Source organism: Jiella flava (assembly GCF_017349315.1).
Lineage (GTDB): Bacteria > Pseudomonadota > Alphaproteobacteria > Rhizobiales > Rhizobiaceae > Jiella > Jiella flava.
Map to the genome: position 1 here is coordinate 107931 of NZ_JAFMPP010000011.1, position 25557 is coordinate 133487.

General features: G+C 64.0%; 24 protein-coding genes and 1 riboswitch. Of the genes, 11 read left to right on the forward strand and 13 right to left on the reverse strand.

The genetic code is table 11. The features are described 5' to 3' along the window. Positions 1-47 precede the first annotated feature (47 nt). A complete protein-coding gene (locus J1C48_RS13330) occupies positions 48-1049 on the reverse strand; it encodes a 2-hydroxyacid dehydrogenase (RefSeq protein WP_207258381.1) in 1002 nt (333 codons plus the stop codon). A gap of 397 nt (positions 1050-1446) precedes the next feature. Here J1C48_RS13330 and J1C48_RS13335 point away from each other — a divergent pair, with 397 nt between their 5' ends. Continuing rightward, the gene (locus tag J1C48_RS13335; protein WP_207258382.1) at positions 1447-1995 is read left to right on the forward strand and encodes an SH3 domain-containing protein; all 549 of its coding nucleotides are present in this window, start codon (positions 1447-1449) and stop codon (positions 1993-1995) included. Positions 1996-2169: 174 nt separating this feature from the next. Then, the gene (locus tag J1C48_RS13340) at positions 2170-3174 is read left to right on the forward strand and encodes an adenosine kinase (protein ID WP_207258384.1); all 1005 of its coding nucleotides are present in this window, start codon (positions 2170-2172) and stop codon (positions 3172-3174) included. A 181-nt stretch (positions 3175-3355) separates the two neighbouring features. On the opposite strand, the gene J1C48_RS13345 is transcribed toward J1C48_RS13340, so the two are convergent. Together J1C48_RS13345 and rnd are read right to left on the reverse strand one after the other, a co-directional pair. Continuing rightward, a complete protein-coding gene (locus J1C48_RS13345; protein WP_207258385.1) occupies positions 3356-4654 on the reverse strand; it encodes a capsular biosynthesis protein in 1299 nt (432 codons plus the stop codon). 639 nt (positions 4655-5293) lie between these two features. Continuing rightward, positions 5294-6448 (reverse strand): ribonuclease D, encoded by a 1155-nt coding sequence (rnd, locus tag J1C48_RS13350; protein ID WP_207258386.1) that lies wholly within the window; start codon positions 6446-6448, stop codon positions 5294-5296. Positions 6449-6822: 374 nt separating this feature from the next. Here rnd and J1C48_RS13355 point away from each other — a divergent pair, with 374 nt between their 5' ends. Beyond that, a complete protein-coding gene (locus J1C48_RS13355; RefSeq protein WP_207258387.1) occupies positions 6823-7065 on the forward strand; it encodes an Lrp/AsnC family transcriptional regulator in 243 nt (80 codons plus the stop codon). Positions 7066-7096: 31 nt separating this feature from the next. Here the strand turns inward: J1C48_RS13355 and J1C48_RS13360 are convergent, their stop codons facing one another. The 5 genes from J1C48_RS13360 to J1C48_RS13380 form a co-directional block, all read right to left on the reverse strand. Beyond that, complete coding sequence (locus J1C48_RS13360) at positions 7097-8242, reverse strand: GGDEF domain-containing protein (protein ID WP_207258388.1); 1146 nt, start codon at positions 8240-8242, stop codon at positions 7097-7099. Positions 8243-8435: 193 nt separating this feature from the next. Next, a complete protein-coding gene (locus J1C48_RS13365) occupies positions 8436-9251 on the reverse strand; it encodes an outer membrane protein (RefSeq protein WP_231081784.1) in 816 nt (271 codons plus the stop codon). 203 nt (positions 9252-9454) lie between these two features. After that, entirely contained in the window at positions 9455-11095 is a 1641-nt protein-coding gene (locus tag J1C48_RS13370; protein WP_207258389.1) for an AMP-binding protein, read from the reverse strand. A 110-nt stretch (positions 11096-11205) separates the two neighbouring features. Next, on the reverse strand, positions 11206-12678 hold the full coding sequence (locus tag J1C48_RS13375) for an alkaline phosphatase D family protein (RefSeq protein WP_207258390.1): 1473 nt from the start codon (positions 12676-12678) through the stop codon (positions 11206-11208). A gap of 125 nt (positions 12679-12803) precedes the next feature. Continuing rightward, positions 12804-13751 carry a cell wall hydrolase gene (locus J1C48_RS13380; protein WP_231081785.1) on the reverse strand — a complete coding sequence of 316 codons (948 nt, stop codon included), beginning with the start codon at positions 13749-13751 and terminating at the stop codon, positions 12804-12806. A 346-nt stretch (positions 13752-14097) separates the two neighbouring features. Continuing rightward, positions 14098-14205: riboswitch (guanidine-I (ykkC/yxkD leader) on the forward strand. 105 nt (positions 14206-14310) lie between these two features. Here J1C48_RS13380 and J1C48_RS13385 point away from each other — a divergent pair. From J1C48_RS13385 to J1C48_RS13415, 7 genes are all read left to right on the forward strand, one after another. Next, the gene (locus J1C48_RS13385; RefSeq protein WP_207258391.1) at positions 14311-15390 is read left to right on the forward strand and encodes a putative urea ABC transporter substrate-binding protein; all 1080 of its coding nucleotides are present in this window, start codon (positions 14311-14313) and stop codon (positions 15388-15390) included. 16 nt (positions 15391-15406) lie between these two features. Next, positions 15407-16228 carry an ABC transporter permease gene (locus J1C48_RS13390; protein WP_207258393.1) on the forward strand — a complete coding sequence of 274 codons (822 nt, stop codon included), beginning with the start codon at positions 15407-15409 and terminating at the stop codon, positions 16226-16228. Beyond that, positions 16225-17052 (forward strand): ATP-binding cassette domain-containing protein, encoded by an 828-nt coding sequence (locus tag J1C48_RS13395; protein ID WP_207258395.1) that lies wholly within the window; start codon positions 16225-16227, stop codon positions 17050-17052. Before J1C48_RS13390 ends, J1C48_RS13395 begins: the two co-directional genes overlap by 4 nt. Beyond that, positions 17049-18269, forward strand: coding sequence for an agmatinase family protein (locus J1C48_RS13400; RefSeq protein WP_207258396.1), 1221 nt, complete (start codon positions 17049-17051; stop codon positions 18267-18269). Before J1C48_RS13395 ends, J1C48_RS13400 begins: the two co-directional genes overlap by 4 nt. A gap of 47 nt (positions 18270-18316) precedes the next feature. Next, positions 18317-18799 carry a hypothetical protein gene (locus J1C48_RS13405; RefSeq protein ID WP_231081786.1) on the forward strand — a complete coding sequence of 161 codons (483 nt, stop codon included), beginning with the start codon at positions 18317-18319 and terminating at the stop codon, positions 18797-18799. Between the two features lie 142 nt (positions 18800-18941). Then, the gene (locus tag J1C48_RS13410) at positions 18942-19205 is read left to right on the forward strand and encodes a hypothetical protein (RefSeq protein WP_207258398.1); all 264 of its coding nucleotides are present in this window, start codon (positions 18942-18944) and stop codon (positions 19203-19205) included. Next, positions 19183-19674: a hypothetical protein gene (locus tag J1C48_RS13415; RefSeq protein ID WP_207258400.1), complete on the forward strand. Its 492-nt coding sequence runs from the start codon at positions 19183-19185 to the stop codon at positions 19672-19674. Before J1C48_RS13410 ends, J1C48_RS13415 begins: the two co-directional genes overlap by 23 nt. A gap of 36 nt (positions 19675-19710) precedes the next feature. Here the strand turns inward: J1C48_RS13415 and J1C48_RS13420 are convergent, their stop codons facing one another. The 4 genes from J1C48_RS13420 to J1C48_RS13435 all read right to left on the reverse strand — a co-directional run bounded on the left by J1C48_RS13420 (position 19711) and on the right by J1C48_RS13435 (position 23438). Beyond that, positions 19711-20625: an SDR family oxidoreductase gene (locus tag J1C48_RS13420; RefSeq protein WP_207258401.1), complete on the reverse strand. Its 915-nt coding sequence runs from the start codon at positions 20623-20625 to the stop codon at positions 19711-19713. Positions 20626-20689: 64 nt separating this feature from the next. Beyond that, positions 20690-21844 carry a tRNA epoxyqueuosine(34) reductase QueG gene (gene queG / locus J1C48_RS13425; protein ID WP_207258403.1) on the reverse strand — a complete coding sequence of 385 codons (1155 nt, stop codon included), beginning with the start codon at positions 21842-21844 and terminating at the stop codon, positions 20690-20692. 48 nt (positions 21845-21892) lie between these two features. Beyond that, positions 21893-22357, reverse strand: coding sequence for a GFA family protein (locus J1C48_RS13430; protein WP_207258405.1), 465 nt, complete (start codon positions 22355-22357; stop codon positions 21893-21895). A 91-nt stretch (positions 22358-22448) separates the two neighbouring features. Then, on the reverse strand, positions 22449-23438 hold the full coding sequence (locus J1C48_RS13435; RefSeq protein WP_207258406.1) for an aldo/keto reductase: 990 nt from the start codon (positions 23436-23438) through the stop codon (positions 22449-22451). A gap of 100 nt (positions 23439-23538) precedes the next feature. Between J1C48_RS13435 and J1C48_RS13440 the strand changes: the two genes are divergently transcribed. Next, entirely contained in the window at positions 23539-24492 is a 954-nt protein-coding gene (locus J1C48_RS13440; RefSeq protein WP_207258408.1) for a LysR family transcriptional regulator, read from the forward strand. Here the strand turns inward: J1C48_RS13440 and J1C48_RS13445 are convergent. Continuing rightward, positions 24466-25158 (reverse strand): glutathione S-transferase family protein, encoded by a 693-nt coding sequence (locus J1C48_RS13445; RefSeq protein ID WP_207258409.1) that lies wholly within the window; start codon positions 25156-25158, stop codon positions 24466-24468. The two genes, J1C48_RS13440 and J1C48_RS13445, sit on opposite strands and share 27 nt — an antisense overlap. Positions 25159-25557: the final 399 nt, after the last annotated feature.

The following is a 25557-nucleotide window of genomic DNA, read 5'->3' on the forward strand; positions in this document are numbered from 1 at the left end:
AAAGTCGATTTCGATTCTCGGGCCGATTCTGTCGCCACGTCAGTGAATCAGTGCCGTCCCGGTAGGATCCGATCCGGCGGGCGATGGCCGTCCATCAGCGTGCGGATGTTGATGATCACCTTCTCGCCCATCTCGATGCGGCCTTCGAGCGTTGCCGATCCCATGTGCGGCAACAGCACGACGCGGTTTTCCTCGGCGAGCCGCAGCAGCTTCTTCGAAACCGTCGGTTCCTGCTCGAAGACGTCGAGCCCGGCGCCGGCGATCGCGTCATTTTCGATCGCCGCGACGAGAGCCGCCTCGTCGATCACCTCGCCGCGGGCGGTGTTGACCACGAAGGCGTGTGGCTGGATCAGCGCCAGACGGCGCGCCGACAACAGGTGATAGGTGGCAGGCGTATAGGGACAATTGACCGAGATGATGTCCATGCGAGCGAGCATCTGGTCGAGACTTTCCCAATAGATGGCGCCGAGCTCGGCCTCGGTTCTGGGGCTCACGCGTTGGCGATTGTGGTAATGGATTTCGAGGCCGAATGCCTTGGCGCGCCGGGCGACGGCGGTGCCGATCCGCCCCATGCCGACGATGCCGAGTTTCTTGCCCCAGATCCGCCGGCCGAGCATCCAGGTCGGCGACCAGCCAGGCCAGCGCCCGCCCGCCACCAGCCGTGTTCCACCCTCGACCAGCCGGCGCGGCACGGCGAGAATCAGCGCCATGGTCATGTCGGCGGTGTCCTCGTTGAGGACATTCGGCGTGTTGGTCACATAGAGATTGCGCGCCAGGGCGGCCTCGACGTCGATGTTGTCGATGCCGTTGCCATAATTGGCGATCAGTTTCAGCCGCTCCCCGGCCTGCTCGATCACAGACCGATCGATGCGATCGGTGACGGTCGGCACCAGGACATCGGCCTCGCGCACCGCGGCGACAAGCTCGGGCTGCGACATCGGCCGGTCGGTCATGTTGACGCGGGTGTCGAACAGCTCGCGCATGCGGTTCTCGACCGTGTCGGGCAGCTTGCGCGTCAGGACCACGATTGGCTTGCTGCGCTCGTCCATCGCTCGCCTTTCCGGCTTATTCCAGGCCATCGGCTCGAAAATCTGGATCGATCTTCAAACAAGCCGTGATGTTCACAGTCAATGCCTTCGAACATTTGCTGCGCGCTCATGGGCGTGCAGGGCGTTCGCAAGGGGTTGTTAACCGAACCAGTCGATTATTCCGGGCTATGCCGATGGTCCTTCCTAGCAGTCGAGCGGCGGGAAAAAAAGTTCCGCTCCGCGCCGTGATCGTCCGTCGGTTCATCAAGCGTCTGGCCGTGGTGGATGTGTCGTCTCGGCCGCTACAGCATCGGCCCGAAAATCGGAATCGATTTTCGGCAAAGCACGATGCGTCGATTCAAAGGGTGAGAGCGCCCTGCGTCCGATCGGACGCAGGGCGCTCTAAGGAGAAGCCGTCATGTCGTCCACTGTCCTTCGTTCCGTCATCCGCCGCTCGCTGCTCGGGCTCGCCGCGCTGGCGATCGCCGCTCCGGCGATCCCGCCGGTGGCGTGGTCGGTCGAACTCGGCCCAGTCTCCAAGCTGCCGCTGCCGCGTTATGTCAGTCTCAAGGCGGCGCGGGTGAATGCCCGCATCGGACCTGGCCGCGACTATCCCGTTACCTGGCTCTATCTGAAGCCCGGTCTGCCGGTCGAGGTGATCCAGGAATATGAGCTGTGGCGGCGAATTCGCGACTCCGAGGGCTCTGAGGGCTGGGTCTATCATTCCTTGCTGTCCGGCGATCGCACCGCCATCGCGGCGCCCTGGCTGAAGGGCAAGGCGACGATGATCGACGTTCACTCCAGCCCGGCGCTCGATGCGCCCCTGGTCGCTCGGCTCGAGCCCGGCGTCGTCTCCAAGGTCGACGAATGCAGCTCGGGATGGTGCGAGATCACGGTTTCCGAGCGAGATGGCTATGTGCGCCAGGACGATATCTGGGGCGTCTATCCCGACGAGAAGATCGACTGATTTCACGATCGCTCGGCGGGCTCAGTAAGGTGCGTCCCGTCGCACGCACGACACGCTCGGCGATGGCGGCATGGGCAGCCGATCCGCAAGGGACCGGCTTTTCGTTCGTCTGCGGTAGCCAGCGCGCCTGAGAAACGATACCGGTGCGCCACTGGCAATCAGACGGACAGCACCATGGCGGAATACGACCTTCTCACCATCGGCAACGCCATCGTCGACGTGATCGCGCGCGGCGACGACGCTTTTCTTGCAAAAGAAGGGATCCAGAAAGGCGGCATGACGCTGGTCGATGCCGAGCGGGCCGAGCATCTTTACGCGGCGATGGGACCGGGCGTCGAAACCTCAGGCGGCAGCGCCGGCAACACCATCGCCGGCCTCGCGAGCCTTGGCGGCAAAGGCGCCTATTTCGGCAAGGTCGCCGACGACCAGCTCGGCGCGATCTTCACCCATGACATTCGCTCGCTGGGCGTTGCCTACGATACCAAGCCGCTCGCTAAGGAGCCGCCGACGGCCCGCTGCATGGTGGTGGTGACGCCGGACGGCGAACGCTCGATGAACACCTATCTCGGTGCCTGCGTCGAGCTCGGCCCCGAGGACATCGACGAAGCCGTCGTCGCAGCGTCGAAGGTCACCTATTTCGAGGGCTATCTCTGGGATCCGCCGCGCGCTAAAGAAGCGATCGTCAAGGCCGCGAGAATCGCCAAGGCCCACGGCCGATCGATGGCGATGACGTTGTCGGACGCCTTCTGCGTGCATCGCTATCGGGCCGAATTTCTCGATCTTCTGCGCTCCGGCACGGTCGGTATCGTCTTCGCCAATGAGGCGGAGGTCTTGGCGCTCTACGAAACCGAGGATTTCGACGCGGCCTGCGCCCAACTGGCCAAGGACGCGCCGCAATTTGCCGTCGTCACGCGCTCTGAGAAGGGCTGCGTGGTGCTCGAGGGCGACGAGCAAATCGCGGTTTCGGGGCAATCGATCGACAGACTCATCGACACAACCGGGGCGGGCGACCTGTTTGCGGCGGGATTTTTGCGCGGCTATACGCTCGGCCTTGATCACGAAGCCTCGGCGCGCCTCGGTGTGGCTGCCGCAAGCCACATCATCCAGCAGATCGGTCCCCGGCCGCAAACCCCGCTCAGCGATCTTCCGGCGGTGAAAGCCATTCTCGGCGCTGCTTGAGACGGCTTGCCACGGGTGGGCGTGGTGGGCTGCCACCCGCCTTTCGGCTCTGTCCGGTGCCGGCGCGGCACGCAGTCTTGAGATGGAGACCACATTCATAAGCCACCTCATCGGCGGCTGTGCGTGACCGAGATGTCGTGAATGCCTCTGACGCTGGTCGGCAAGCCAGCCGAGCCGCGCGTTATTCGGCGGGCACCAGGCCTTCGTGCCCGAACATGCCGCTTGGCTGGTCGGACCACCTCCTCTCGGCAATGCTCGTCAAAGCGGCATCGGCACTCGGCGCGGTGAGTGAGAGCATGCGCTCGGCCATCGCCGGCAGCAAAATAGCGCGGGCCTCCTGCGTGTGGAACCCGCCATTCAACTGACAAGTCATCAGCAGGAAGTTGCGATAAGCGCGAATCATCTCCGGATCCGGCTTCTGGGTGCTCGACCAGAAGTCGGCAAGCGGGCCCTGGAAGGTCAGCCCCTCGACGTCGTAGACGGCCTTGCCGAGGCATTTCACCGGGATGCCGCTCATTACCCCCTGCAGGCCACCGGTGGAATTGATGGTGATCATGCAGTTGGTTCGCTCCATCAGACCGGCGATTCCAGCTTTGCGCATGTAAACGGCGCGATCCTGGATACCGAGCTTTTCAGTGAGGGACGCGAACATCTGGGGCAGCCGTTCGATGCCATAGTCAAGCGGGTGCTGCTTGACGACCAGAAAAGCCTCGTCGGGGGCGCTCTCGGCGAAGGATGTCAGCACCTCTTCAAGGAAGCGCGAATTGGTGCCGAAGGGCGAGTGATAGCGGATCTGACCGTCGCCGGGCTTTTGCATCAGCACGAGATAGAGGCGCGATCCCGGCTTTGCTTTATGGGCGTCGACCCGCGCGAGAGCGGCGTCCTCGTTGTGTAAGGCGCGCCAGCAATATTCGCCGATATATCCCCGCCCTTGACGAGCAACGGAGTCGCCATAGTAGCTTGAATTATAAGGTAAAATCGGCTTGAGCAGGGTGCTCCAGAGGAAGTGCCGGATGGTATTCATCACATGCGGGCGCATGTGCACTGGGAAGGTCTTGCACGCCTGTGCCGGCGGCAGCGCCTGACTGATCACCGCGGGATCGCAGCTTAGCTCGCTGTTGCCGTTGACGCCGTTCTGAGCGAGCGTCACATGATGGGGGCGCAGATAGCCGTTTTCGAGAACCAGCCGGGTGAGATTGAGCCGCTTGGCGATGCTGAGCGCAATCCGGTTTCGGGGAAGGGTATCGTTATATGTGACGATGGTCTGGATGCCACGCGAGCGGATGACGGAGCGCAGAAAGCGTGCCCAGCTCATGGAACGGTCCAGCATGATGCGGTTGCGGGCCGGCGTTTCCGCCCAGTCGCCGCCTTCCAGCACAATACGGTAGACCTCGGCACCCTCATCTTCCAATCGTTCCGCCAATTCACGGAAGAACTGTCCGAACGGAGCGCCGACGAACAAGATTCGCTTCGTCGGCATGGTTTGCAACGCTCCCCTCTATCCTTGCCACCGTCAGGCGTTGCGCGCCGGTGGAAGAGCTTCATTCGCGATTACTCGATCATCGACTCGGAGTCGCGCCGAAATGAGTCGAGTGTTTTAGAATCCGTCAGTTTCAACCCTATTGATGCATGGCAGCCACATTGTCGCAGTGTGGCATACAATTGCTTGCCGACATGACGTAGAATACGACCCCTCTGCCGCCGAAAAAGCCGATGTTTGCGGCAATTGTTTGAAGGGCCGGATTCAAGCAGTTGTGTCAGAGCCACAGTTTGTCATTAAGGCTGATAGATGCTGGCTGAGAGAATAAATTCAAGGGATATGATATCCGAAAGATCCGCAGCGACGAGACTCACTTTTCGCGATGCAGCAATGCAATCCGTGAATGCGCGCCTGTTCCGGCGGGGGCGGTCATTACCCGCCGAATCCGTCTCCTGTAAACGGCGTGAGGGTGAGCGAAACAGCCGTGGGATTTGGCAAGGACGGCCTTGGCCATTGGACACGGTTTGTGGGCTTGCCAGAGACCATCGCTGCATTGCACGACGGCGCCGTGCTTGCCGCGCCCTCGGACCGCTTCGCATCGGCCCGACGACGCTCTGTGCGACCGATTGTCTTGCGAGTTCAGTCGATCGTGAGCAGTTCGACCCGCCGGTTGCGATAGACGAGACCGGCCTTGCCGGACAAAAGCTCGAGCGCGCGCTCGCCGAAGATCTGTCGACGCCAACCGACCAGCGCGGCCACTTCGGCCGCTTCGCCTTTGGAGGCAAGTTGCTCGAGGTCGGAGGCCGACGCGATCAGCTTGCCGGCGACGCCCTCTTCCTCGACGACGATCTTCAGCAGCACCTTGAGGAACTCGACGGCGGCGGCGGTGCCTTCAGGCAGAGCCTGTGGCCGGGGAACGGGCGGCAGATTGGACTGTGGCATGGCATGCGCCCGCTGGACGGCTGCGAGGATCTCTTTGCCGGCGGAGCTGCGCTCGAAGCCCTTGGAGAGCGTGCGCAGGCGGCCGAGTGTCTGCTCGTCGCGAGGCTGCTGCTGGGCGATCTCGTAGATCGCTTCGTCCTTCAAGATCCGGCCGCGGGGCTTGTTGCTGTCGCGCGCCTCGCGCTCCCGCCAGGCCGCCACTTCTTTCATGATCTGCAATTCGATCGGCTTTCGAACCCTGAGCTTCAGCCTCGTCCAGGCGTCGTCCGGCGCAAGGTCGTAGGTCTCGGGGTTCGCCAAAAGCGCCATCTCCTCGGCGAGGAAGTCGTAGCGCCCGGTCGTATCGAGCCGGTTGCGCAAGGCGAGATAGACGTCGCGCAGATGGGTGACGTCAGCGAGCGCGTAGGTCAGCTGCTTGTCCGTCAGCGGACGACGACGCCAGTCGGTAAAACGCGACGTCTTGTCGATCCGCGCATTGGTCAACCGGGCGACCAGCTGATCATAGGCGATCGATTCCCCAAAGCCGCAGACCATCGCGGCGATCTGGGTATCGAACAGCGGCTCCGGCACCTGGCCGGCGAGCTTGTAGAGGATCTCGATGTCCTGGCGTGCGGCGTGAAAGACCTTCACCACGGAGGTGTTGGCCATCAGCACGAACAGGGGCGACATGTCGATGCCTGGGGCGAGTGGGTCGATGATCACGCCTTCGTCCGGCGAGGCCATCTGGATCAGGCACAGCTCTGGCCAGAAGGTCGTCTCGCGAATGAACTCGGTATCGACCGTAACGAAATCGGACGTCGCGAATGTCTGGCAGGTCTCTGCGAGATCCGCGGTGGTCGTGATGAGATGCATAACGTCTCTTTAGCCTGAAGCATTGCCCCAGTGAAAGCGTCTTCTTAAACGCGATTGGGTGATCGTTGGCTGATCCTTTCCTCGCCCGGCGTGCGGCGCAAGCCTCGTTCGCACCACCGGGCGTTATCAAAGGCCTTGGTGCGAGTGACGCTGCGCACGCCGGCGCTCACGCCCTTGACGCGGTCGAGTCGGAAGCGGAAACATCGCTCACGAAATTTGCCAGGGCATTGGCCGCGCAAAGACGGTTCGATTTGCCGCTGCTGAGGATGCTTTTGGAGCAAGCAGACAGAGGGTTTCGGGGCGTCCAATCGGCGCCTCCGGCGCTTTGCAAGACAATCATCGCGTCAGTTTTTGTGACGCGGCAGGAGTGCCCCATGAAGACGATCTTCGTTCAGTTCAAGTGCCGGCCGGGCATGGCCTATCAGGTGGCCGACGAGCTGGTGCTCGAAGTTCAGGAAATTTCAGAAGTCTTCTCGACCTCCGGCCACTACGATCTCATCGCTAAATTCTATCTGGCGGACGATCAGGATATCGGGCGCTTCGTCACCGAACGTCTGCAGGTGCTGGAAGGCGTGGCCGACACCTTCACTCTCGTCGCCTTCAAAGCCTTCACCTGAGAATCATCGCCGGGAGGGGTTGTCAGCTCCGTCAGCTGAGACTGGGCCAGACACGGTTGCGACCGGCTTGTTTGGCCTCGTAGAGCGCCCGGTCAGCGTCGGCAATCAGGCTGTCCTGCATGCCGGGACGCAGGCGGCTGGCCATCGCCCCGATGCTCACCGTCACCCGTGTCGCGCCGTCGGCGTGGAGGATCGTCAGCTGTTCCACCTCGCAGCGGATCCGCTCGGCGATCATCAGCGCCTCAGCCAGCGAGGTCGCCGGGAGGAGGATAAGGAATTCCTCGCCGCCAAAGCGGATCACCAGATCGTCCTTGCTGCGGACCGCGTCGAGCAGCACCCGGGCGACCCGCCGCAGGCATTGGTCGCCGGTCAGATGGCCGTTCTCGTCGTTGAAGCGTTTGAAATGATCGACGTCGATCATCAGGATGGCCGCGAACTCGTCGGTCTCAGCGTTGCAGATCCTGGCAAAGGCGGTGTCGAGCCGGCGCCGGTTGTACAGCCCGGTCAGCGCGTCGCGCTCGGCGGCCGTCTGCGCGCTCTCGAAGCGCAGTTGCTCCTGCAGTCGCCGCAGAAATCCATGGCGCGCATCGCGTTGCATCTGCAGATTACAAGACAGGGATAGATAGGCCGTCGCCGCGACTGCCATGATGCCGACGACAAGGACCGGCACCGGCGCCCGAGCGATCAGCAGCGCGCTGACATAGATCAGCAGTGCGACGGCGCTGGCGATGATGGCCTGGTCGTATTCGATCCGGAACAACAGGTTCATATACATCAGCACGAGGATCGCCAGGTACTGATAATGCTGGGCGGCGCTGCCGGTATTGAGAGTGTAGATCACCATGATCTGGGCGCAGATCGCGAGTGGGCCGAGCGCGACGCACAGGTCGCGCTTGCGTAGCGACCAGCGATCGCGCAGGCCGAGCGACGACACGACGATGATCGGCGAGACGAAAAGCAGATGAATCGCCACGCTGAGCCAGAATGTTGCCGGCAGTAGCACATAGTCGACGACGAGGAAGACATTATAGCAGACAAGAGAGGGGACGATCAGCGCCTGAATCAAGCGCCTTCGATAACGCAACCGGTAGGCGTCATAAGCGGCTTCGATTTCCGGTGGAAAGGGGCCGCGATAGGCTCGCCCGGAAATCAGTTGCTCGACTTCAACAAGGTCCATCGGCGCTCGTGCCTTTTCTCAGAAGCGATCATGGAATCTGCTGAATTAACGCGGGTTTTGGCGATTCGATCAAAATTTTCGGATGCCTGTTATGCGCTGAAATGATTCGGGCGCCAGCCTGCCGGCCGGCGCCCGAATCACAAATCAGTGGATATTGTGCCCGCTGCCCCGTCGGACAATGCGGTGGAGAAAACTACCACAACGAGTAGCGAAGACCAGCCTGGATGATGTGGCGCTTGAAGCCGTTGTCGTCGATCGCGATGCCGAGTGCGTCGCCATTGGCGGTGGTGCCGGTGATTTTGGTCACGCCGGCGCCGCGAACGTCGGTGAAGCGATAGCCGAGATCGAATTTGAGATTCGGCGAGATATCGTAGGACACGCCGGCCATCAGCGAATAGGCAAACCGCCAGTCCGCGCTGTTTTCCGTGTTGACCGTGTAGGTCGATCCGCAGGAGCTGCCGCCGTAGACGCAGCTCGCTTCATAGGCGAGGTGAACGGCGCCCGCGCCGGCGCCGACATAAGGCGTGAAGCCGGCATAGGTGCCGAGATCGACATAGGCGTTGGCCATCACCTGCCACGCCGTCACATCGGTGCCGACCACGGAATTGACCTGCGGAAAATTCGCGGCGTCGAGGTGATCCTTCCAGTATCCGCCGGTCACGTCGGCGCGGAGATAATCGGTGAACTGGTAGCCGATGCCGCCGCTGAAGATCGCGCTGTTGGCGAGCGACACGTCATCGGAGGTGCCGGAAAAGTCGTTCCGCGTGGTGGTCGTGCCATTGACCGTGACTTGGTAGAGGTCATAGCTCGTCGGCAGATGGCTTTTGAACTGGTAGCCGACATCGCCACGCAGGTACCACCCCGTGCCGATCTCGACCGGCTGCAGCTCTGGAACATCCTGGTAGACCGGCGTGTCGTAAAGCGGCGGAAGATCCGCCGCCATCGCCGCATTGCTCTGTGAAACGAGGGTCGCGGCGGCGATCGCCCCGATCCAATGGACCATCTTCATCGGTTTTGTTCCCCTGCCGTCCGGCCTGATCTCAAATTTGTCAGCGCATCGTCGGCTCGGCTGGCGAATGGCGTCTCGCCGTTGCAACGATTGCGATGCGACATGCGACGCACATTGCCGTCGCCAGCTTGACCGGAACTGTCGCAGGGAAGGGTTAATGCTCCATTAACCCTGTCTCTTAACCAATTGGCGGCCCCGACCGCTCAGCGTGCGGCGGCGGCTTCCGCTTCTGCCGTTGCCTGTTCGCGAAAGACGCGGCGCATGATCTTGCCGCTGGTGGTGAGCGGCATCTCCGCGACGAAGGCGATTTCGCGAGGATATTCGTGGGCCGACAAACGCGCCCGTACGAAGGCCTGGATCTCGGCGGCGATCGCGACGCTGGCAAGCGCCGGATTGTTGAGGCACACATAGGCCTTGACGATTTCGGTGCGCAGCGGATCGGGCTTGCCAACGACCGCGGCGAGCTTGACCGCCGGATGGGCAACGAGGCAGCTTTCGACTTCACCCGGCCCGATGCGATAGCCGGCCGAGGTGATGATGTCGTCGTCGCGGCCGAGAAAGGCGACATAGCCCTCGCCATCCATCACCGCCTGATCGCCGGTCAGCAGCCAATCGCCGGAAAATTTTGCCTTCGTCGCTTTCGGATCCTGCCAATAGTTGAGGAACATCACCGGATCGGGCGCCTTGACGGCGATGGTTCCGGGCGTGCCCGCCGGAACCTTTGCGCCGTCGGCGTCGAGCAGCGCCACCTGGTGGCCGGGGACCGCTTTGCCGATCGCGCCGGCGCGCGAGACGCCGGCGGCGACGGACGAGCCGAGCACCATGTTGCATTCGGTCTGGCCGTAAAATTCGTTGACCGTCAGGCTGAGCGTCTCGCGGGCCCAGGCGAAGGTCGCGGCCGGCAGACTCTCGCCGGCCGAAGCGATGGTCCGCAGAGCAAGATCGCGCGCGGCGTCCTCGTCTGTTGCGGCGGCCAGCATCCGCAGCGCCGTCGCCGGCAGAAAGGCATTGCGCACCTTCTGCCGGGCCATCAGCCGATAGGCCTCCTCGGCCCGAAACCGCTCGGCGGAAAACACCACCTGGACGCCGAGCTGCAAGGACGGCAGCAAGACGTTCAGCAACCCGCCGGCCCAGGCCCAGTCGGATGGCGTGTAGATCCGGTCGCCGGCCCGCGGGTAATCGTCGTGGTGAAAGCGGATGCCCGGCAGGTGGCCGAGCAGCACCCGGTGGCCGTGCAGCGCGCCCTTCGGCGGCCCGGTGGTCCCGGAGGTAAAGATGATCAGCGCCGGGTCGTCGGGGCCGGTCGCCGCCATTTCCAGGCGAGGCGGCGTCTCGCGGATCAGGCGGTCGAAATCGATCGGCCCGCCGTTTTGATGCTGCTCGGCGCCGACGACAATGACGCTTTCAAGCGTTGGTAAGGCATGACGGATGCCGCTGAAGGTCTCCAGCCCCTCGCGATGCAGCACCGCGAGCTTGGCGCCCGATGCCACCAGGCGGAAATGCAGCGCCTCCGGGCCGAAGCGCATCGCCAGCGGCACGGCGATGGCCCCGAGCCGATAGACGGCGAGATGGGCGATGACGGTCGCAAAACTCTGGGGCAGGACGATCGCCACCCGGTCGCCGGCGACAACGCCGCGGGCGGCGATCGCCGCGGCAAGCCGCCGCGAAATGTCAGCCAGTGCGCCGTAGGTCATGGTGCGGGCCGGCTGTTCGCCGCGATCCTCAATCAGGCAGATCCGGTCCGGTTCCTGGCGCGCCCAAGCGTCGGCGACGGCTTCGGCAATGTTGAAACGAGCCGGCAGATTCCAGGCGAAACCGGCATAGAGCGCCTCATAGCTCTGCATCGCGGTCTCCTTCAATTATAGGATGTCGGCGCCTTCACGTGGATCCGCGCGCAGGATGCCGATCCGTCTTAAGCGCAGACGATCAAAAAGGCGAACGGTGCGAGCGGGGGTCAGATCGCCAGCGGCGGCGTGCGGCCGCGCATTTCCAGCTCCCATTCCGCCGTCCAGCCCCGATCGTTGCGAGCAACGACGAGATAGTTGCGCTCGCTGGCATAGGTGGTTGGATAGTCCGGCAATGCGCGGATGCGGATCTTGCGGCCTTTCAGCGGGCTTTCGCCGAAGCGGGCGAGCAGACCGAGGACGACCGGATAGGCCTTGTTTGGCGCCGGATGGGCGATGCCGGAGGCGACCAGCTGATGCAGGATGCCGCCGGCCTTGAGGCGCATCTCGCCGCGTGTCGCCAGATGGATCTCACCGGACAGCACGGTCAGCGCGCCGTGGCCGCTCTCTGGCCAGCTCGCGAGCTTTGCCAGAAAGCGCCGCCATTCGACGCGGTGGGTGCGGCTTTGCCACTGGTCGCGCAGATCGTCCTCATACTCGTTGGTGCGCGGCAGGGCGTCGGCGATAAATTCCGCCCAGCTGAGCCGAGGCCCGAGAGCGGGAACGCTCGACATGACGAAAATGCGGTCGCCGTGCGGCGTCGCGTCGAAGGCGGCATCGAGCATCGCCCAGCCGTTCTCGCCCATCACCCGCTCCAGCCGCCGCTCGCTGCGCAGATCCGGCGCGATGATCGACAGGCCGGGATAGCGGACGACGATGCCGAGATTGCTGCCGGTCTTGTCCGAAACGATGGCGGGCATGGTGTCGGGACGGGTCGCCAGCTGAAAGACCAGGAACATCTCACGCGCCGCCGCGAAGATTGCCCGGCCGATGGGGCTGTCCAGCATTTCCGGCGGATGGCTGCCCCAGCCGTCGATGATGTCGTGGTCGTCCCACATCATGATCGAGGGGACATGCGCGGCGAGGCTGGCGAAAGCCGGCCGGGAATAGGTGATCAGATAGCGCTCGAAATAGAAGCGGCGAAGCGCCTCGCCGATCTCCTCCGTCAGCGGCACGATGCCTCGCTCGGTCTTGGCAAGCGCAGCCCAGCGCTCGACCTCGGGATGGCAATGCAGCACGTCGTCGGCATAAAGCTGGTCGCCGCCCTGCAGCAATAGGGTGAAGGGATCGCGATGCTGCTCGTCGGCCAGAAGCTGCCAGACGGCGTCGCGCTCCGTCAGCGGGCGGTCAAGATCGTGCGCTTCCTGGCCGTTGCAGGAGACATAGGCGATCCGCATGGGCGCCGTCGCCGGCGAGGTGACGCGGAAGGTGTCGCCATCGACCGTGTAGGTGCCGACCGTGCCGCTCGGCAGGGTGAAGTTGTAGGCGTGGACGGTGCGGCCGAAGGCGGTGAGCAGCGAAACAGCCTCGACCGGACGGTTTTCGGCGGCGAGCGCTGGCGGCGGCGCATCGTCGGGGCATACGACGAGGGCGCGCAGGCGATCATCCTGACCGTCGCCGCCCAAGGCGAACAGAATCGGGCCTGTGCCGGCCGGCGACAGGGTCTGCGGCGCTCCGGCTGCTTCACCTCGGGATGTTGCCATTGATACGCCTTCGTCCCACCCGCCTATGCCTGCCGCATGGGCAGGCTGAGAGCATCGGGCCTCAGATATAGGCCCGCAGTCCGTCTTGGCAGGGGGCGAAGCGACGAGGACGCGTCAGGCGCGGCCTACCAGCGCTTCAGCCAGTCTTCGTCGGTGGGGATTTTTTCCGCGCTGGTGGCCGCAAGACCGGCGCTGGCGGAGACATCGGGAAGGGAGGTTGAAGCGAGGCTGGCGCTGCCCGATGCCCGGTCGGCGGATTCGTCGCTGACGAGAACGCGGCCGCTGCGGCCACCGTCTACGGCTGCGGTCGCCGTCTGGCGCGAGCGGAACATGCCGAGGAACGGGCTTTTCGCCGGAATGCGGGGCGCGGCGGTCTCGCTCGGGCGGTCGCTCGGCACCGGCGTGGCGGCGGCGATCTCCGTTTGAGCCTCGCCATAAGCCATCGCCGTGGTCGTCGCTGGGCGCGCCGCGGTCGGATGGGTCTCGGCCATGCGCATGGCGCTGATTGCGTCGGGTGCGTCGTCGGCCGCGCGCACTTCGGCCTGAGTGGTCATCCGCAAGCCCGGATTGAGACGACGTGAGACTTTTTCATAGAAGGCGTTGCCGCCGGCGATCGCCATGTAGTTCATGTTGCGATAGGCGAAATTCATGCCGGCGGTGTGGAAGTATTTTGCGTCGGCGACGCCTTTGTGCCGGGCGCCTTTCAGCACCTTGTAGGCGGTCTGCATGGCGAGATCTTTGCCCGCCTCCATCTGCCGGGTCATCACCCCCGGCGCGAACTGGCTGGGCTGGCCGACTACGGAACACACGTCATTGGGATAGTTCGGCGAAGCCACCCGGTTCATCACCACGGTGCCGACCGCCAGCATGCCGTCTTCGCTGGTCCGATTGGATTCGAAATACATCGCTCGCGCCAGGCACTCCTGGGCCGGGCCGAGATTCTCCGCGGCGGCGACGTCGACGGCCTTGAAGGCTTCGTCGGCTCCGGGCGCCCCGACGCAGCCGGCAAGCGGCAGGACGAGGACGGTGAGCAGGCCGAGCTGGCGATATGTAACGGCGTGTTTCATCATCATGACAAACCCGTGATGACAGATTCGGGCAGCAAGTCGACCGCTTGGGGCCATTTTTTCAGATCGGCTGGAAACTGTTGCCGCAAAGCCATAGGGCGCGTCGCTTCAAATGGCGGCAAAACGGCTGGATTCGAGGGGATTTAGATGGATTTTGCCCGGTTTCGGCGCACGAGTGGCCGCCATCCGATCTTGCGTGGCTGCCTAAAAATCAATCGTCCTTGCGTAAGGTCTGGGCAAGCCTCGCGGCGCGGCGGCGACCCCGTCGCTCCAGCCGGGGCGCTGTGAACTGCGGCGTCGGCGTTTCCGCCGGCAGTGCGGGCCTGGCACGCTTCTTGATTCGGAGTGTGGCGTGCGGTGCGTCTAGGGTTCCGGCGTCCTTTTAAGGGATGTGACTGGTCCGAGAGACGCACTCCCCGTGAGTTGCGGGGAGACACGGCGGGCCAAAATCCCGGGAGAACGCCGCACGGCCCCGCGTGAAAGCGGGCCGTCTCCCGGTCCTCTTCGCGCGATGACACCTGATCCAAGGCCGATCCCGGCCGTCGCGACGAAAAGGACGATGCCCATGCGAATGCTCACCGCCGCCCTCGCCATCATCGCCACCTGTCTGCTGGGGGTGCCCGGCGCGGTTCCTGGCGCCCAGGCCGCGCCGAAGAAGGATTTTTCCGTCTGCTGGTCGATCTATGCGGGCTGGATGCCCTGGGGTTACATGCAGGATTCCGGCATCTTGAAGAAGTGGGCGGACAAATACGGCCTTTCGATCAAGGCGGTACAGATCAACGATTACGTGGAATCGATCAACCAATACACCGCCGGTCAGTATGACGGCTGCGCCATGACCAATATGGATGCGCTGTCGATTCCGGCCGGTGGCGGCGTCGATTCCACCGCTCTGATCGTCGGCGACTATTCCAACGGCAATGACGGCGTCATCCTGAAGGGTCAAGGCAAGAGCGCGCTGAAGGACATCGTCGGCCAGAAGGTCAATCTCGTCGAGTTCTCGGTCTCCCATTACCTGCTCGCTCGGGCGCTGCAGTCGATCGGCAAGAGCGAGCGGGATGTGACCGTCGTCAACACCTCCGACGCCGACATGGTCGCTGCCTATCAGACCCCGGACGTGACCTCGGTCGTCACCTGGAACCCGCTGCTGTCGACGATTGCGGCGACGCCCAACGCCAACGAGGTGTTCAATTCGTCGGAGGTTCCCGGCGAGATCCTCGATCTGATGGTGGTCAATACCCAGACCCTGAAGGACAATCCCGATTTCGGCAAGGCGCTGACCGGGGCCTGGTACGAGATGATGCGGCTGATGCAGTCCAAGACGCCCGAAGGCAAGGCGGCGCTCGAGGCCATGGCCAAGGCGTCGGGCACCGATCTGAAGGGCTACGAGGCGCAGCTCTCGACGACGGCGATGTTCTACGATCCGAAGAAGGCGGTCGCTTTCACCAAGGGCGACACGCTGTCGAAGACCATGACCTTCGTTGCCAACTTCCTGTTCGACCACGGCATTCTCGGCCAGGGCGCGCCGAGCGCCGATTTCGTCGGCATCGCCTATCCCGGCGGCAAAACCACCGGCGATACCGGCAATCTCAAGCTGCGCTACGACCCGACCTACATGGAGATGGCGGCCGAGAAGCAGCTGTGAGCCGGGGCGGTTCGTCATGCGGCTGATCAATCGATATCCCTCGCGGGCGATGCGGGCAGCGCTCGGTGCGCTGCCCTTCGCCGGGCTTCTCGGCGCCTATGCGGTGGCCAGCGCCATTCGCCTCGCCGAAAACCCGCGCGACAAGCTGCTGCCATCGCTGTCGGCGATGGGCCAAGCGATGTATCAGATGGGCTTCGTGCCCGACCGGCGCACCGGCGATCTCTTGCTCTGGTCCGATACCTTTGCCAGCCTGGAGCGGCTGGCGATCGGCATCGCGATCGCAGCCAGCCTTGCCATCGTGTTCGGCGCGATCATCGGCATCCTGCCGATCGGCCGGGCGCTGTTCTCGCCCTTCGTCGCAGCCTTTTCGCTGATCCCACCGATCACCATCCTGCCGATCCTGTTCATCGTTCTGGGGCTCGGCGAGGCGGCGAAGATCGGGCTTGTCGCGATCGGCACGGCGCCGTTGATGATCCGCAGCCTCGCGCAAGGCGTGCTCGACATTCCGCGCGAGGAAATCGTCAAGGCCGAGACGCTCGGCGCGTCCACCTGGCAGATCGCGACGCGCGTCGTCTTTCCGCAACTCTGGCCGAAGCTGATCACCGCCATCCGCCTCGGTCTCGTGCCGGCCTGGATCTTTCTCATCTCCGCTGAGGCGATCGCGGCGACGGAGGGCCTTGGCTATCGCATCTTCCTGGTGCGCCGCTATCTCGCGATGGATGTGATCCTGCCCTATGTCGTCTGGATCACCCTGCTCGCCTATCTGATCGACCGGCTGCTCGCCGGCATGTCGCGCCGGCTGTTCGCCTGGGCGCATCTGTCGGGAGAGGCGCTATGACCTTCCTCACCGCACAACGGATCGGCGTCAGCTACGGCGATGTGCCGATCCTCGAGCGGGTCGACCTTCGCGTCGAGGAGGGCGCGCTGGTGACGATCGTCGGGGCGTCAGGCTGCGGCAAGTCGACCTTCCTGCGCATTCTGCTCGGCCAGGAGCGGGCGACAAGCGGAACAATCGCGATCAACGGCGTCCCGATCGCCGCCGAGCCCGACGCCGGCCGCGGGATCGTGTTTCAAAGATATTCGGTGTTTCCGCATCTGACGGTGCTCGGCAATCTGATGCTGCCGGCGGAATTCGAAGGCTCGCGCGTTCTTGGCCGGCTGTTCGGCAGGCGCCGCCGGGCGGCCCGTGAGGCGGCCGAAGCGATGATGGACAAGATCGGCTTGGACCATGCCCGCGACCGCTATCCCGCGCAGCTCTCCGGCGGCATGCAGCAGCGTCTCGCCATCGGCCAGGCGCTGCTCAAGCGGCCGCGGGTCCTGTTGCTCGACGAGCCCTTCGGCGCCCTCGATCCGGGCACCCGGCGCGATATGCAGGCGATGCTGATCGATCTGTGGCGCGAAACCGGGATGACCGTTTTCATGGTCACCCATGACATCCAGGAAGCCTTTCATCTCGGCACCCGGCTGCTGGTCTTCGACAAGATCCGCCATGATCCGCAATTTCCGGCCGCCTACGGCGCTACCATCACCTACGACATCCCGCTGCGCGGCCAACACATGTCGCCGGACGCAGGCGCCTTTCGCCTCGATGCCGAGCCCGCCGTGACCAATGCCGGCAATCCTTTTCTTTCGAGAGCAACGAGCGAGGAGACCCAACCATGAGCACCGATATCCGCTTCGAGCGCCCGGCCCGTGCCAGCCGCAAGGCCGGCCATTTCACCAGAGGGGGGCGCCAAAACGCCCATCACCCGAATTTCGATGCCAAGGAAACCCGCGGCTGGAAAGCGCTGGAGGCCGAGGACAAGCTCTCCGGGGACGGCTGGAAGCGCGAGGTGAAATGGGCCCTCGATATGGGCCTTCCGGGCGCCGACTCGATCACCGACAAGTCGATCCCGACCTTTGCCCGGGGCGAGCTGCCGCATTTTGCCGGCATCAACACCTTCCTCAAGGCGCCCTATGTCGAAAATGTACGCGATGTCGGCCGATATGACGCCGCGGTCCTCGGCATTCCCTTCGATTCCGGCACCACCTATCGGCCCGGCACCCGATTTGGCCCGCAAGGGATCCGCCGCATCTCGGCGCTCTATACCACCTATAATTACGAGCTCGGCGTCGATCTCAGGGAGCAGATGACGCTGTGCGACGCCGGCGACGTCTTCACCATTCCCGGCAATCTGGAAAAGAGTTTCGATCAGATCTCGCGGGGCGTCTCGCACGTCTTTTCCTCCGGCGCCCTGCCGATCATGCTCGGCGGCGATCACTCGATCGGCTTTCCTTGTGTGCGCGGCATTGCCGAATGCACCTCGAAGCGCATCGGCATTATCCATTTCGACCGGCATATCGACATCCAGGAGAAGGATCTCGACGAGCGCATGCACACGACGCCCTGGTTCTGGGCGACCAATCTGCCGAACGTGCCGGCGGTCAATCTGGTGCAACTCGGCATCGGCGGCTGGCAGGTGCCGCGCCCCGGCGCGAAGGAGGCGTTCCGCCGCCAGACCAATGTTCTGACGATTGAGGACATCGAGGATTACGGCCTCGAAAAGACCGCTGAAATCGCCCTGGAACTCGCCTGGAAGGATGCCGATGCGGTCTATATCTCCTTCGATGTCGACAGTCTGGATTGTGGTTTCGTGCCGGGCACCGGCTGGCCCGAGCCCGGCGGTTTTCTGCCGCGCGAGGCGCTGAAAATCCTCGGCCTCGTCTGCGCGCCGGGCATTTGCGGCCTGGAAGTGGTGGAAGTCTCGCCGCCCTACGATACCTCCGACATCACCGCGCTGATGGGCGTCAGGGTCTGCGTCGAGGCACTCGGCTCGATGTGCGCCCACGGCACGATGGGCAAGCATAAGGCGATCATCGACAAGCCGGTCAGCTTCTGAGCGCGGCGATCGGCCGATCCATCAGCCACCAGAGCCAGGAGGGCGCCATGCATCGCGGCGACAGCGACCACTTCCATCCCTATGACGTCTCGGCGGGCCATGGCTATGGCCATGCGCCGGGCCACAATCACCAGGGCACCGCGCAGTGGCAGGTGCCGCACAAAAGCGACCATGGCGACGCGGCGGGCGATCCGGATCATCATCACGAGCCCGATCTCGACCTCGTCGAGACGGCGTTCGTCGACGGTTTTCAGACGGCCCCTGATCCGACCAGCTTCCTGCGTCTGGCAGGAATTCCCTTCGAGGCGCGGCTTGCCGACGGCACCGAGCTGAAGCTCCTGCGCGTTGCCCAGGAGCGGCGGATCGATATCGGCTCACTTTCGCCCCATCTCGGTGGCCACTCGTTTCGCTACGATCCCCTGCCGGCGCAAATGGTCTCCAGGCGCGACCGTCTGGTCTTCGTTTATTTCGACGGCATCGGCACCCGACCCTATAGGTTCGAAGACGCCCGGGCGCTCGGCGGGCGGTGAGGCGCGCGCGTTTTGTCCCGACCAACGCGGACCGTGCTTCCACTTTGCGGTCCGCGCCAGGACTGTTTTGACGTGGGCAACACGATCTCCGCATTGACGATCGCAACTAAGCGTTTCAGAGTTTTTGGGATGATGGTTTGCGATGGTCGTTCATTTTGATTTGCATGCAGACACTGCAATGCGAAACCGGAAAAGAGAAGCGATGCCTGCGAAGCCGATTGTGATCCTTCCCAAACATGGCACATCGGGTGTTGGGGGACTGAGGATGCCGGATGGCACATCGGCGCTGGTCGTCGATGCCACAGCCCATCGAAAAGGGCTCGAGGCCGCCGACAAAAAACTCAACGACATTCTGAAAACCGCAAGGCTGAAGGGCGGGCAGGGTGGAAGCAGACACGGCGGCTGAGTCCGGCGCATCAGTCGAGGTAGGCTATAACAGCGTCTTCGAGCGGCTCGTCGACGCGGCAGAAGGCGATGCCGCGACGCTGGTCGGGCTTGTCGCTTACGGGCTCTATAAGATCGGCAAGCGGGAATGGGCCTTGTCGGTCCGCCAAGCGTCGGGGCATCCTCCGACGCGCGAAGATCTCGCCGCCTATGCTCAGGCCCAGACGCAAACCGTCTTGGACAGCTATCGCTCCAAGGCCAACGAGATCGTGGCGTCCTACGCGACGGCTGTGCTTGAAAGCGAGCGACCGAATGTCTTGGCCGAAGCGATCCGGGGCAGCTTTATGCGGTCGTTTTGGCCGTCTTTCGCCGCGTCAGTGGCGTTCGCGGCCATTCTCAGCTTGATCGTGGTGATCGCCGCGATCAACGGCTTCGGCATCCCGATCGAGTGGCCTGCCCATCACCGCGTGGCGCCGCCGGTTCAGCGATAAACGAACAGGATCACGCTGTTGTTTTTGTCGCGACCGCTACGCCTCTCCATACTCGCCCATCAACGCTGCCAAACCCTCTTTATAAGTCGGATAACGAAATTCGTAGCCGGCTTGCTTCAGCTTGTCGTTCCGCACCCTCTTGTTCTCGCCGTAGAAGCTGCGGGCCATGGGGGAGAGATCGGCGGTGGCAAAATCGGTCTCGCCCGGCGGTTCCGCGCCGACCAGCTGGGCGGCGTGGAGCACCACATCCTGGGGGGCGGCGGGTTCGTCGTCGGTGACGTTGTAGATTCCGCCGAGGCGCTGTTCGGCGAGCCGTTTCGTCGCCCCGGCGATATCGGCGACATGGATGCGGTTGAACACCTGGCCGGGCTTGACCAAGCGCTTGGCTGTGCCGTTTTTCAGGTTGACGAAGCCGTTGCGCCCTGGTCCGTAGATTCCCGACAGGCGCAAGATCGCCACCGGCACGCCGCGCGTCTCACCCAGCGCGATCCAAGCGTTTTCGGCCTCGACACGGGCTTTCGAACGTTCGGATTTCGGATCGACGGGCGTCTCCTCGTCGATCCAGGCGCCGGCGTGGTCGCCATAGACGCCGATGGTCGAGAGATAGCCGATCCATTCGAGATTGGGGCTGCCATGGGCGATTTCGTCGAAATACCAGCGCAGCACCGGATCGCCGGCGCTTGCGTTGGCGCCGCCGACATTTGCGCCAGCGGGCGCCGCGTGGCCGGGCGGCGCCGAGACGAGGATGTGGGTAGCGCGATAGAGTGCCCCGGCGATGCCCTCGCCCGGACGCTCGCCGTCAAAGACCAGCGGCGTCAGCCCGTGGGCGGCGACCGACAGCGCCTTGTCCTTCGAGCGTACGGTCACGGCCTCGACCGTCACCTGATCGCGATCGAGGCTGTCGACGAAATGGGCGGCGGAGTAGCCGTAGCCAAAGACGAAGAGATGCATGGACGGGGCGTTTCCTTTCGTGATGGTCGCGCCGGCACGGCAGTGGGACGGATGGGCCGACCGCTCAAGGCACCGGCTGAAGTTCATTCCATTCGCTTCGCACGATCGCGTCAGATTCCCTATCAAGCGCAGCGGCGCGAAGCCGCAAGGCTTTGGGCGGATCGATCCGGCCCAGCGCCCAGACGGCCATTGCCCGAACCAGCGGCTGCGCATCCGCCAGTCTCGCCTCGATGAGGGGCAACAGTGCGGCGCTTCGCGCGTTGCCGGCGGCGATCAGGCAGTTGGAGACGAATTTCTCCCGTCCGATCCGTTTGATCGGTGAGCCGGAAAACAGTGCGCGAAAGCCGGCATCGTCGAGGGTGAGCAGCGCCGACAGTTGCGGCGCCTTCAGATCGTCGCGGGCCTGAAGCTTCGCCTCGCGGGCGACTTCCGCGAATTTGTTCCAGGGACAGACTGCCAGGCAATCGTCGCAGCCATAGATGCGGTTGCCCATCGCCGGGCGCAGGGCGCGGGGTATCGGCACCTTGGTCTCGATGGTGAGGTAGGAGATGCAACGCCGCGCGTCGAGCTGATAGGGTGCGGGAAAGGCCGCGGTCGGGCAGCTGTCGAGGCAGGCCCGGCAAGAGCCGCAGCGGTCGCGCCCGGCGGTCTCGGTCTGAAGCTCGAGGGTCGAAAAGATCGAGCCGAGAAACAGCCAGGAGCCAAAATCGCGGGAGACCAGATTGGTGTGCTTGCCCTGCCAGCCGAGGCCGGCGATCTCGCCGAGCGGCTTTTCCATCACCGGTGCGGTGTCGACGAAGACTTTGGCGTCATGTGCGCCGAGGCCGGCCTTGTCGGCGCGGGCGATCATCCGGCCGGCGAGTTCCTTGAGCTTGCCCTTGATGACGTCGTGATAGTCGCGGTGCCGGGCATAGACCGAAATCGCCCCGCATTCCGGCCGCCGAAGGATCGCCAGCGGATCGTCATCCGGGCCGTAATTCATCGCCAGAACGACGATCGAGCGGACATTCGGCCACAGATCCTGCGGCGAGCGGCGACGCTCCAGCGTCTCCGGCATCCAGCCCATGGTGCCGTGCCGGCCGGCGGCGACGAATTCGGCGAGTTTTTCGCCAGCGAGCAGCTTGCCCGTGGCCGGGGCGATGCCGACGGCATCAAAGCCGAGCCGGCGGGCATCGGCTTGGATGAAGGTTTTGAGCGAGGCAAGGGCGGCGCGGGTCATCGCCTCCGCATAATCCTTCGTCCGCAACTTGTCGAAGGCGGGGCGCCGTCAGGCACCATCCCATTCGGCAAAGGCCCTGGCCAGCGGCCCCATGTCGCTGGGGGGCGGGAATTGTGGAAAGCGATGCGGTGCGCCGGTTTCGGCGAAGGGCAATTTCTCCGAGGTCCAGGTGTCGAGGAACGGGGCGACATCCGACGTGTCGTCGAGCATCGACGATCTGAGATTGACGAAGCCCTCAATGCGTTTCGGTCGGGAGAAAACCCATGTCAGGCAGTCGGGGCAAAAGTGATGATCGGCGCGCGGGCCTTTCGGTCCGCCAAGAACGGTCGCGCCATGAGTGATCGCGAATCCTGGTTCAGGCAGCATCATCGTCAGCGAGTAGGCGCTCGACGCCATTTTCTGGCAGCCGCGGCAGTGGCAGGCGGCGGTCAGTACCGGCGGCGTCGTGATCGTAAAAGCGAGCCCGCCACAGCGGCAGCTTCCAGATCGCGGTAGGTTCCAGTCTCGTGCCATGGCGCCTCAAGGGGATGGGAGCCTTGCTCCCATCCGAAATGTGGTTGCTGAAATGATATCATGACACGCGACGCGTGGCGACACGGCCCGGTCAACGACCGGTCATGGCGAGCTGATCGGGGCGATAGCGCGCCCCGGCGACATGGGCGAGTTTTTCGCCAATCTCGGCCTGCTCGGCCTCGGTGAGGCGGATATCGGCCGCTGCCGCGTTTTCCTCCAGATGCTTGATCTTGCGCGCGCCGGGGATCGGCACGATGAAATCGCGCCGCGACAACAGCCAGGCGAGCGCCAGCTGCGCTGCCGTCACGCCGCGCGCTTCGGCCAGGCTCTTCAGCGTTTCGACGAGGGCGGCGTTGGCGGCCATCGCTTCGGCTTGGAACCGCGGCAGATTGCGCCGGAAATCATTTTCGCCGAGCTGATCAGGGCTGGTCAGGCTGCCGGTGAGCTGGCCGCGCCCGAGCGGCGAATAAGGCACCAGGGAAATGCCGAGTTTGGCGCAAAGCGGCAGGATCTCATCTTCCGGATCGCGGGTGAACAGCGAATATTCGTTCTGCAGCGCGGCGATCGGATGGGTCGCATGGGCCCGGCGGATGGTGTCCGGGCCTGCTTCCGACAGACCAAGGGCGCGGACCTTGCCGGCCTTGACGAGGTCGGCCATGGCGCCGACCGTCTCCTCGATCGGCACGTCGGGGTCGACCCGGTGCTGATAGAACAGGTCGATCGTCTCGATCCCGAGCCGTGACAGGCATTCCTCGGCGACCTGCCTGACGTGCTCCGGCCGGGAATCGGTGCCATTCGTCGCGGCGGTGCCATCCGCCTGCCGATCGATCCTGAAGCCGAACTTGGTCGCCACCGTCACCTTGTCCCGCCGGCCCTTCAGCGCCTTGCCGACGAGTTCCTCGTTCTTGAAAGGCCCGTAGACTTCGGCCGTGTCCCAGAAGGTCACGCCGATTTCGATGGCGCGGTGGAGCGTCTTGAGCGATTCGGCCTCGTCCTGACCGCCATAGCCGTGGCTCATGCCCATGCAGCCGAGGCCGATGGCGGAGACCGTGAGATCGGAGCCGAGTTTCCGTTGGTGCATCGTCATTCTCCATCGTAAATCCGATGGGCGGAAGATGGACCCGAAAGGTGCCGAAGGTAAGCCGCTGGCCGTTTCATGGGCTGTTCGATAGAGTGCATCAATGGACCGCGCGCTTCTTCCCTCGCTTTCCCTGTTCTCGACTGTCGCCCGACTGCGCTCTTTCCGTGCGGCGAGCCGTGAGACAGGGCTTTCACCCTCAGCGGTCAGCCATGCGGTTGCTTCTCTGGAAGCCTCGCTCGGGGTTCGTTTGTTGCACAGAACCACGCGATCGGTCTCGCCGACGCCGGATGGCGAGGCGCTGCTCGAACGCCTTGCTCCGGCGCTGGCGGAAATTTCCGAAGCCGTTCTGGCCGCCGGCGCCGCATCCGGCGAGCCGGCCGGAACGCTGAAGGTCAATCTCTCGCGCGCCGCCTACGAGATTGTCATCCTGCCACGCCTTGCGAGCTTTTGCGCGGCTCACCCCCATGTGACGCTGGATCTCACCCTCGACGACGGCCTGGCCGACGTCGCGTCCAGGGGCTTTGATGCCGGTATTCGGCTGCAAGAATCGATCGAGCGCGACATGATTTGCGTTCCGGCGGGCCCACCGCTTTCTCTCGCCGTCGTCGCCAGTCCGTCCTATCTCGCCAAAGCCGGTCGGCCTCAACGGCCGGCTGACCTCGATTCTTACGCCGGAATCGTGCGTCGCTTCGATACCGGACCGATCTATCGCTGGGAGTTTGCGGTTGGCGGACGCACCCAGATCGCGCTGCCGCGACCGGCGGTGATCGTCAACGACACCCAGGCGGCCGTCATGGCGGCCTTGCAGGGGCTGGGTGTGACGATCGCGTTTTTTCCGCAGGTCGCGCCATGGATTGCCGAGGGGCGGCTGGTCCGGTTGCTCACCGAGCATTCGCCGGACTTCGAAGGCTTCGGGATCTACTACCCCTCGCGCCGGCAGATGCGCCCGCCGCTTCGCGCCTTCATCGACCACTTTCGATCATCAGGCGCAAGCGACACCGTCGGAGATCGCCATGGCGGCGATCGCCTAAAAATCGAGTTCGGCGTAATTTAGAGACGGCGGCAGGCCGCGCACCCGCTCCGAAAGCAGCGCGCGGAAGGAGGGGCGGGATTTCAGCCGCATGTACCACTCCTTGACCTGAGGCTCGGATTCCCACGGCACCTCGCCGATATAATCAAGCGTCGACAGCGCCGCCGCGGCGGCCATGTCGGCGTAAGAGAGCCGTTTGCCGGCGACCCAGTCGCGCGACTCGACCAGCCAGCCGAGATAGCGCAGATGGTGCTTCAAATTCGCCCGGGCGGCGCGAATCGCCGAGGCGTCGGGGGCGCCACCGCCATTGTCGGCGCGCATTTCCAGTTTGAACACCCGCTCGCGGATCAGATAGCGGGTGACCTCGCTTTCCATCTTGTCCAAAAACCAGTCGGTCAGCCGGCGTGCTTCGGCCCGCTCCAGCGGCTTTTCCGACATCAGCCGCTTGTCGCGCTGGAAGGCGCCGCGGGTTTCGTCGAGATATTCCCCGACCACGATGCCGCCGACGATCGGCGGGCCGCTGTCCTCGAACAGGACCGGCAAGGTGGCGGCCGGATTGATGACCAGGAATTCGCGCCGCCGTTCCCAGGGCCGCTCCTCCACCAATTCGCAGCGTTCGCCATATTCGGCCAGGACCAAGCGCGCGAAGCGGGAGGCGGTGGACATCGGATGGTGGTGTAATTTCAACATGAAGCCTGGTGTCGGGTTCTGGCCGGCGCTAGGACGGGTGCCGCCCTGCGGTGCGCAAACGGTGTCGCCGTCTCGCCTCGAACAGCGAGGCCGGTCCCATACGGTGAGGATTGCACAGATTCGTCAACGGATTGGAAAGACCGGGTTTCTCCCCTGCCAACTAGCTGCGCGCCTCATTCACCCGCTAATTGGGGCCACAACGGGGCTTGCAAAGCCCTGATCGGGCCGCCAAGCGTTGCCGGTCAGCCTCAGGACAGTCAGAAAAGCGTAAGAGCGGGGAAAGGATCGGTGCCTTGTGTCTGCGCCGAACCGGTGCGACGAAGGGATGGTGCGGCGCCATGCCCAAAGGCGCCGCAATTGGCTTGCAGAGGTCGCGAGGCACCTCTCTCGGACCGTTGC